Below are 8,486 nucleotides of genomic sequence, written 5' to 3' on the forward strand. Positions count from 1 at the left end.
ATTTAGAAACGGCTTTTTATTATTTAGAAGTTTTTAATTCTTATTGAACTTCACCCTTAATTTTAAGAGCTACTCTTCCGTCAGGATAGTTTACTGCGTTTGTTTCAACAGTAATTGTTTTACGAATAGGTCCTGCTGCCATATTATATTTTACATCAATTTTTCCTTTTTTGCCTGGCAAAATTGCTGCCGCAGGTTTTGTTACAATGATAGAACTTACTGTAGATTCTGCACCTGTAATTAATAATGGAGCATCACCAGTATTTGTAAATTCAAAGGAACGAAGCCCATTGTCGCCTTTAGAAATTTTTCCATAATCAATTGTATTGTCTGAGGCTGCAAATTCAATTTTTGGGCCGTTTTGTGCAAAACTTATTGCGCTAAACAATAAGACTGCAATAAAAGAGGCTGTATTTTTCATATGAAATCTTTTTTTTATTGTAAGTAAATATACATTCTTTTAATTAACACACAAATTATTATTTCTCTTTTTATAGTCTACTTAATTATTTACTTTTGCTGTCAGTTATAAATACAAAAATTGAACCAGTTTTTTTGTTTAACTGTTTAATCGTTTATTTGTTTAATCGTTGAGATTGATTTATAAAAGATTTTTTAAACAGAAATAAGAAAACAAATCAATTTGAAATTCGATGATCAAAACCGATTAAACGGTTAAACAAATTAACGATTAAACAACCCTAGTAAATGACAATTCCAGCACAATTTGACGCTAAGACGATTGAGAGTAAATGGTATGATTACTGGATGAAAAACAACTATTTTCATTCAGAACCAGATCATAGAACACCGTACACCATTGTAATTCCGCCGCCAAACGTCACTGGAGTCCTTCACATGGGACATATGTTGAACAATACGATTCAGGATGTTTTAATTCGTAGAGCACGTCTTAAAGGATTCAACGCTTGTTGGGTTCCAGGAACAGATCACGCTTCTATTGCAACTGAAGCAAAAGTGGTAGCGAAATTAAAAGCAGAAGGAATCAATAAAAACGATTTGACCCGCGAAGAATTCCTAAAACACGCTTGGGAATGGACCGATAAATATGGCGGAACAATCTTAGAACAACTTAAGAAATTAGGTGCTTCTTGCGATTGGGAACGCACTAAATTTACGATGGATCCAGATATGTCTGCATCTGTAATTAAATCGTTTGTAGATTTATATAATAAAGGATTAATCTACAGAGGATACCGTATGGTAAACTGGGATCCAGAAGCTAAAACGACTTTATCTGACGAAGAAGTAATTTATGAAGAACAACAAGGAAAATTATTTTTCTTAAAATATAAAATCGAAGGTTCAGAAGATTTCTTGACTATTGCTACAACTCGTCCAGAAACTATTTTTGGAGACACTGCAATCTGTATCAATCCTAATGACGAGCGTTTTACACATTTAAAAGGTAAAAAAGCGATCGTTCCAATTTGTGGTCGTGTAATTCCAATTATTGAAGACGAATATGTAGATGTTGAATTCGGTACAGGATGTTTGAAAGTAACGCCTGCTCACGATATGAACGATAAAACGTTAGGAGAAAAACACAATCTAGAAATCGTTGATATTTTTAATGAAGATGCAACATTAAACAGTTTCGGATTACATTATCAAGGAAAAGATCGTTTTGTAGTTCGTACAGAAATTGCAAAAGAACTTGAAGAAATTGGTGCTTTAGCAAAAACAGAAACTCACTTAAATAAAGTTGGAACTTCTGAAAGAACAAAAGCCGTAATCGAGCCAAGATTATCTGACCAATGGTTCTTGAAAATGGAAGAATTAGTAAAACCTGCAATTAAGTCGGTTTTAGAAACAGGAGAAATTAAATTACATCCAAAACGTTTCGAAAACACTTATGCGCATTGGTTAAACAACATTCGTGATTGGAATATTTCTCGTCAATTATGGTGGGGACAACAAATTCCAGCGTATTATTATGGAGACGGAAAAGAAGATTTCGTAGTTGCAGAAAACATTGAAGATGCTTTAGCTTTAGCAAAAGAAAAAACATCTAACAACTCACTTACAACATCTGACTTAAAACAAGATGTTGACGCGTTAGACACATGGTTTTCTTCTTGGTTATGGCCAATGTCAGTTTTTGGCGGAATCATGGATCCAGAAAGTCCAGATTTTAAATATTATTATCCAACAAATGACTTGGTAACTGGTCCGGATATTTTATTTTTCTGGGTTGCGAGAATGATCATTGCAGGTTACGAATATGCAGGCGAAAAACCATTTACAAATGTATATTTGACTGGATTAGTACGTGATAAACAACGTCGTAAAATGTCTAAATCATTAGGAAACTCTCCTGATCCTTTAGACTTGATTGATAAATTTAGTGCAGACGGTGTTCGTGTAGGATTGCTTTTAAGTGCTTCTGCAGGAAACGATATTATGTTTGATGAAGAATTATGTAGTCAAGGAAAAGCATTTTCAAACAAAATCTGGAATGCTTTCAAATTGATTAAAGGATGGGAAGTTTCAGAAACTATCGCACAGCCAGAATCATCAAAGGTGGCTATTGAATGGTACGAAGCGAAATTACAACAGACTTTGGTTGATATTGAAGATAATTTTGAGAAATACAGAATTTCAGATTCTCTTATGGCTATTTATAAATTGGTTTGGGATGATTTCTGTTCTTGGTTCTTAGAAATGATTAAACCTGCATACCAACAGCCAATTGACAGCGTAACTTTCGCGAAAGCGATCGAAATGTTAGAAAACAACTTGAAGTTATTGCATCCTTTTATGCCTTTCTTGACAGAGGAAATTTGGCAGTTAATCGCCGAGAGAACTCCGGAAGAAGCTTTAATTGTTTCAACTTGGCCAGAAGTAAAACCATTTGATGCAAAATTAATTGCTGATTTCGAAAATTCAATTGAAGTAATCTCGGGAATTAGAACAATCCGAAAAGACAAAAATATTCCGTTTAAAGATGCAATTGAATTAAAAGGAATCAACAGCGAAAATGTTTCTACTTATTTTGATTCAATCATAACAAAATTAGGAAACGTTTCTGCTTTCGAATATGTTTCTGAAAAAGTAGATGGAGCATTGTCTTTCCGTGTAAAATCGAATGAATATTTCATCCCGATTACAGGAAATATCGATGTTGAAGCTGAGATTGCAAAACTGACAGAAGAATTGAATTATACAAAAGGATTCCTGAAATCTGTTGAAGCAAAACTTTCTAACGAGAAATTCGTAAACGGAGCTCCAGAGAAAGTACTTAATCTAGAAAAACAAAAACAAGCAGATGCTCTAGCAAAAATTGCTACAATCGAGCAGAGTTTGGCTGGTTTGAAATAAGAATCAGATTGATTTAAAATAGAAAAGCTGTCCACTTTGGACAGCTTTTTTTGTTTTTGTCATTCCGAGGAACGAGGAATCACACTCGGAAATCGACAAAGATTGGAGAATCACTGTACGGACTTTTATGTGTAATTCAAAAAACATGTTATTTTTTCTTCTTCAAAACCAAAAACAAAGGATAAGAAACAATTGCAATACCCACAATAATAATAAAGCTTTTTGGATCGCTGTAGATGAATCCTGCAAGTAATGCAATTGAGAATATAATAGCGATTATAGTGGTCCATGGATACCAAAAGGAATGATAAGGTCTTGGTAAATCGGGTTCTGTGTTTCTTAATTTTAGAAGCGAATAATAGGCGAGTCCCCAAACAATTATCGAGATAAAAGCAGCGAATGAAAACAGCACTTCAAAAGAACCAATGCAGATTAAAAACAAGCTAAAAAATGATGAAACTAAAAGCGCGACAATTGGTGTTCCTCCTTTATTGACTTGTGTTCCCTGTTTGATGAAAAAACCGTCACGGCTTAATCCGTAAAGAATTCTTGGCGGAATCATCATAAAAGCATTTAAAATACTGATTAAAGAAAAGATTGAAATAACGGTTACGATTTTAGCACCACTTTCGCCAAAAAGAATCTTAGCAACATCAGCCGCCGCTAGATTTGATTTGGCTAAAGTTTCAATTGGTAAAACATGAAAGAAAGCAGCATTTACCAAAATATAAATAGCTACAACAAGCAAAACGCCACTATATAATGATTTAGGAATGTTTTTGCTTGGATCATCATTTTCTTCTGCGAAAAAACAAACAGCATTCCAGCCATTATAAGTTCCAATAATGAGCTGTAATGATTTAAAGAATCCAAAAAGAAGTCCGATTTGAAAGATGGAGTTGTCTGTCTTTATTGAAGGAACTTCAACTCCTGTATACATAAAACAAGCTACAACCAAAGCTACAAAACAAATTACTTTTAATAAACTGGTAATTTGCTGTATCAAGCTGCCGTTTTTTACACCGCTTAAATGAAGCAATACAAATGCAACCAATAAAGAAATGGAAAGTACTGTTGAATAATGGGCTAATTGCGGAAATAAAATAATAGTGTATTCGCTAATTACAATACAGTAAAAAGCAGGAGGGATGGCATTTACAATATAATCATACCACCCAGAAAGAAAACCAGCATATTCTCCTAAAGCTCTTTTAATGTAGTTGTAAGATCCACCAGCTTTTGGCAGCATTGTCGCCAGTTCTGAATATGAATTTGCACCCAGTAAAACATATAAACCTCCAAACAGCCAAGAAGCCAAAATAAGCCAATAATTGTTTAGCATTTCTGCTATGGTTCCGGGAGTTCTTAAGATTCCGACACCGATTGTTCCTCCAATTAAAACGGCAATATTAAAACTAAGGCCTAAACTTTTTTGCAATTGGTTTTTCTTGGAATCTGACATTTTTGAATTTCTGTTTAAGGATTATAATTTCAAGCAAAAATAGGGCTATTTGAATTAGTATTAGACATAAACTAAAAATCCCAAGATTTTTAGTTTTACTTAAAAATCTTGGGATAAAATCAAAACTCTAATTCAATATTTTAGAACTTGTAACGCAAGCTTGTCATAACTTGACGAGGAGCGATTGGGTTTACACTATAGTTCTCGTGAACAGTATAATTTAATTCGTTTGTGATGTTTGATAATTTGCAAAGAATCGAGAATTTTCTCCAAGCATATCCAACAGATGCATCAATAGTAACATAACCTTCCAAAGGAATTTCTCTATGGTAGATTCCGTCAGGATATTTAACTGTATCTGTGTTGTATTGATCATTCCAACCTCCTAAACGATCACCAATATAATTTCCAATTGCTCCAACAGATAAATTTTTTAATAGACCTTCTTGTACGGTGTAATAGAAGCTTAAGTTTGCTGTGTTTGCTGGAGTTCTAACAAGACGATCACCTTCAATAAAACTTCCGTTTAATCCAGATGTTTTAGTATAAAGCATATCATTGTAGCTGTATCCTGCAATAATGCTAAGTCCGTCAATTGGTCTTGCCGTAACATCAACTTCAACACCTTTACTTTTCGTTTCACCACTTAAAACTTTTACGTTTGTATCTGTGTTTAAACTTCCATCAGCTTTAAATTCGGCAGTTTGAGCTAAGTTGCTGTTGGTGATTTGATAAACTGTAACATTTGTGCTTAATAATCCTTTTAAGAAATCAGTTTTAATACCAGCCTCGTATTGATCAATAATAGAAGGTTCAATTGGTTTTAAATCTGCTGTAGTTCCTGTGTTTGGTGTAAATGAAGTAGAATAGCTACCAAAGATAGAAACCTCTTTTCTAGGTTGGTAAATTAAACCAAATTTTGGAGAAAATGCATTGTCAAGTTTTTTGTCACCAACTGTTGGTATTGCATTTTCTGGGTTTCCTGCACCAGTTGCTGTTTCTTTATAAGTAGTAACTTCAGCTTCTTGCCATGACCAACGTACACCAGCCAATACTTTGAATTTCTCTGTAATTGAGATTAAATCTTGAAAATAGACACCAAAACGATTCGTTTCTGTTTTTGCAATTTGAGTTGCTCTCGCATCTGGAATATCATTTCTTTGTGTTGACGGATCAAAGTTGAAAAGATTGATTGTATCATAATTTGCAGGATTAAATGCAAAAGTATAAGCCGTTGCAAATGAGTTTTCCCAGTCTGCACCAGTAAATATTTGGTGTTTTATTGATCCTGTGTTAAAGTTTCCTTGAAGACTTAATTGATCTCCTAAAATTTGTTCTGAGTTATCATTTTGAACTAAAGGTCTTGTCCAGTCTCCGTTTTCTTTAACAGAAGATAATTGCGCTGTAGATTTTGAAGCTCTGTCATAAGTTTGGTAAGAGCTATTGAAATTAAGCTTCCAATTTTTATTGAAATCATGATTTAACAATACAGATGCACTAGCAGATTTTGTATTACCATTAGACCAAAGAGATCCATAAAAAGCATTTCTAGGCAAATCAAGAATTTGTGTGCCAATAATTCCAGTTCCAAAATCCGGTGTCCAATCTGCGCTTAAATAATCTCCTTGAATTGTAATTTGAGTTTTAGGATTAATGATAAAAAGCAACGATGGATTTACATATACACGTTTATTTTTTACAACATCTCTAAAGCTTTCTGAGTTTTCGTAAGAACCGTTGATTCTAAAGGCAATTGATTTAGTAAGACCTCCATACAAATCAAATGCTGGCTTATAATAAGAGTAACTTCCAATTTGCATTGAAACTTCTCCACCGCTTTTAAATTGAGGTGTTTTAGTTACTAAATTTAGAATTCCTCCAGGTGCTACGTTTCCAAATAATAAAGCTGAACCTCCTTTAAGAAATTCTACTTTATCTAGTCCAGAAACATCAGGAATTGACCCTGCATTATAACGGAATCCGTTTTTAAACATATTGTTTGTAGACATGTCATAACCTCTAGAGAAAAAAGATTCTTGAGCACCACCACGAGCAGAACCAACGTAAACACCGTTAGCATTTTTAAGAACCTCGCTTAATCTAATAGCTTGCTGCTGTTCGATAACTTCAGAACCAATAACTTGTATGCTTTGTGGATTGTCCATTGGTTTTAATCCAGAGCGAACTGCTGTTACTGGTTTTGGTTCTTTGGTTTTAGTAACAACTACTTCATTTAAAATTTCCCCTTTTTTATTCTTAACTGTATCGTTTACAGATGAAGTAGATTCAGTGCTTGAATAGTCTTGAGCGTAAGAGGCAAAACTTAATAAGCCTAATGCAAATAGTAAATTATATTTCATGTTGTTTATTTAGATTCAATAAAAATAGATCGCCGCAAATATACAATGGCATGATTGTGTTAATGAAATTTATGGGGCGTTTTCTTACTTAAACCTTTCTTATTGTTTTCTTAAGATTGTCTTAAGGATTTTCTAATATTATTTTAATTTAGTATAAATAGCAACAAAAAAACCTTGCCGTTAAACAAGGTTTTTTTAAATTGAAATTAAACTCTAAGAATGAAATTTTCTTAAATTATTTTACTGCAATTTGGTATGTAGCCATTTTCCAGATTTCGTCGTATTTTTTACCGTTGTGTTCACCAGCAGATTTTTCAGTATAAGCAAACTCAACCATATAATTTCCAGACCAGATAGGAGTAAAAGAGATTTCTCCTTTATCATTTGTCCATAATTCTTTTTCCCATCCGTTTGGAGCGATTACTTTAATTTTTTGAGATTTTGCAATAGCTCCTTCATATAAAGCAGAGACGTTGATTACAGTATTTTTTTTCGCGATATCAGCATTTTCAGAGAATACGCTAATTTTATTATTGTTAGCTGCAGCGACATTTCCTGCAGATTTATTTCCAACAACTACGGTTGCACTTGAGTTATAATCTAATTTCATTGTTCCGTAAACGTCTCCAACGGTATGATGCATTACAATGGTATAAACTCCGTCTTCTTCTGGTGTAAAGAATGCTTGGTATTTATTATCTAAAGCTTTTGCAGTCAGTTTTGTTTCTTTTTTTGAAGGAGAAATTACTACCAATGAAAAATCTTTTAAATCAGAAAACCATTTATCAGCTTTTGTAATATCGTTATCAGAGAATTCTCCAAAATAAACAGAAATTTCTTGGGCTTTTCCTTTTGTTCCTGTTGCTTTAGTTTCGATCCAAAGAGCATGGGCAAAAAGCTGTGGTGCGGCAAAAAGCATTAGAAATAAAAAGCTTAATGTTTTTAAAGTATTTGATTTCATAAGATCAAGTTTAAATTATTAGAATGATATTTTTTACAAACATAAGTCTTATTTAGAATAATTAAAAATAAAAACCGTAAAAAAGAGGGAGAAAGTACTAGCTGCTCGTTTTTTTCTTTTTTTTATTTCGTCCCCACCAAATTAAGAAGCCGGTTAGAGGTAAACTTGCAGCAACTAGACTGGCAAAAAAAGCAAGAACTTTTCCTGGAAATCCGAGAATACTACCAACATGCAGATCGTAATTTATAAACCTGAATTTCTCACCATTATTTTTGTCTTTATAAGTGGTAACTTTAAGATTCTTTCCGCTGTATTGGTCAAATAGCATTGATGTATCATCGAAACGATTTTCGTATCGAAT

6 protein-coding genes are annotated in these 8,486 nt (G+C 33.3%); 1 reads left to right on the plus strand and 5 read right to left on the minus strand.

Annotated elements, in window-relative coordinates:
• Positions 1-40: 40 nt before the first annotated feature.
• On the minus strand, positions 41-421 hold the full coding sequence (locus tag B3J44_RS02190) for a DUF1573 domain-containing protein (RefSeq protein WP_286965425.1): 381 nt from the start codon (positions 419-421) through the stop codon (positions 41-43).
• Between the two features lie 287 nt (positions 422-708).
• On the opposite strand from B3J44_RS02190, the gene B3J44_RS02195 reads away from it, so the two are divergent.
• Positions 709-3,342: a valine--tRNA ligase gene (locus B3J44_RS02195; RefSeq protein ID WP_286965427.1), complete on the plus strand. Its 2,634-nt coding sequence runs from the start codon at positions 709-711 to the stop codon at positions 3,340-3,342.
• 148 nt (positions 3,343-3,490) lie between these two features.
• Here B3J44_RS02195 and B3J44_RS02200 read toward each other — a convergent pair whose 3' ends face one another.
• The 4 genes from B3J44_RS02200 to B3J44_RS02215 all read right to left on the minus strand — a co-directional run.
• Positions 3,491-4,804, minus strand: coding sequence for an APC family permease (locus B3J44_RS02200; RefSeq protein ID WP_286965429.1), 1,314 nt, complete (start codon positions 4,802-4,804; stop codon positions 3,491-3,493).
• A 140-nt stretch (positions 4,805-4,944) separates the two neighbouring features.
• Positions 4,945-7,164: a TonB-dependent siderophore receptor gene (locus B3J44_RS02205; protein ID WP_286965432.1), complete on the minus strand. Its 2,220-nt coding sequence runs from the start codon at positions 7,162-7,164 to the stop codon at positions 4,945-4,947.
• Positions 7,165-7,399: 235 nt separating this feature from the next.
• Positions 7,400-8,125 (minus strand): hypothetical protein, encoded by a 726-nt coding sequence (locus B3J44_RS02210; RefSeq protein ID WP_286965435.1) that lies wholly within the window; start codon positions 8,123-8,125, stop codon positions 7,400-7,402.
• A gap of 97 nt (positions 8,126-8,222) precedes the next feature.
• On the minus strand, positions 8,223-8,486 hold a 264-nt coding region (locus B3J44_RS02215), incomplete at its 5' end, for a PepSY-associated TM helix domain-containing protein (protein ID WP_286965438.1).

Source organism: Flavobacterium sp. UBA4854 (assembly GCF_002399805.1).
Classification (GTDB): Bacteria; Bacteroidota; Bacteroidia; order Flavobacteriales; family Flavobacteriaceae; genus Flavobacterium; species Flavobacterium ginsengisoli.

Coding starts and splice junctions, on each gene's coding strand:
- B3J44_RS02200 (WP_286965429.1), bottom strand. CDS start 4,804: ATGTCAGATTCCAAGAAAAACCAATTGCAAAAAAGTTTAGGCCTTAGT.
- B3J44_RS02190 (WP_286965425.1), bottom strand. CDS start 421: ATGAAAAATACAGCCTCTTTTATTGCAGTCTTATTGTTTAGCGCAATA.
- B3J44_RS02195 (WP_286965427.1), top strand. CDS start 709: ATGACAATTCCAGCACAATTTGACGCTAAGACGATTGAGAGTAAATGG.
- B3J44_RS02210 (WP_286965435.1), bottom strand. CDS start 8,125: ATGAAATCAAATACTTTAAAAACATTAAGCTTTTTATTTCTAATGCTT.
- B3J44_RS02205 (WP_286965432.1), bottom strand. CDS start 7,164: ATGAAATATAATTTACTATTTGCATTAGGCTTATTAAGTTTTGCCTCT.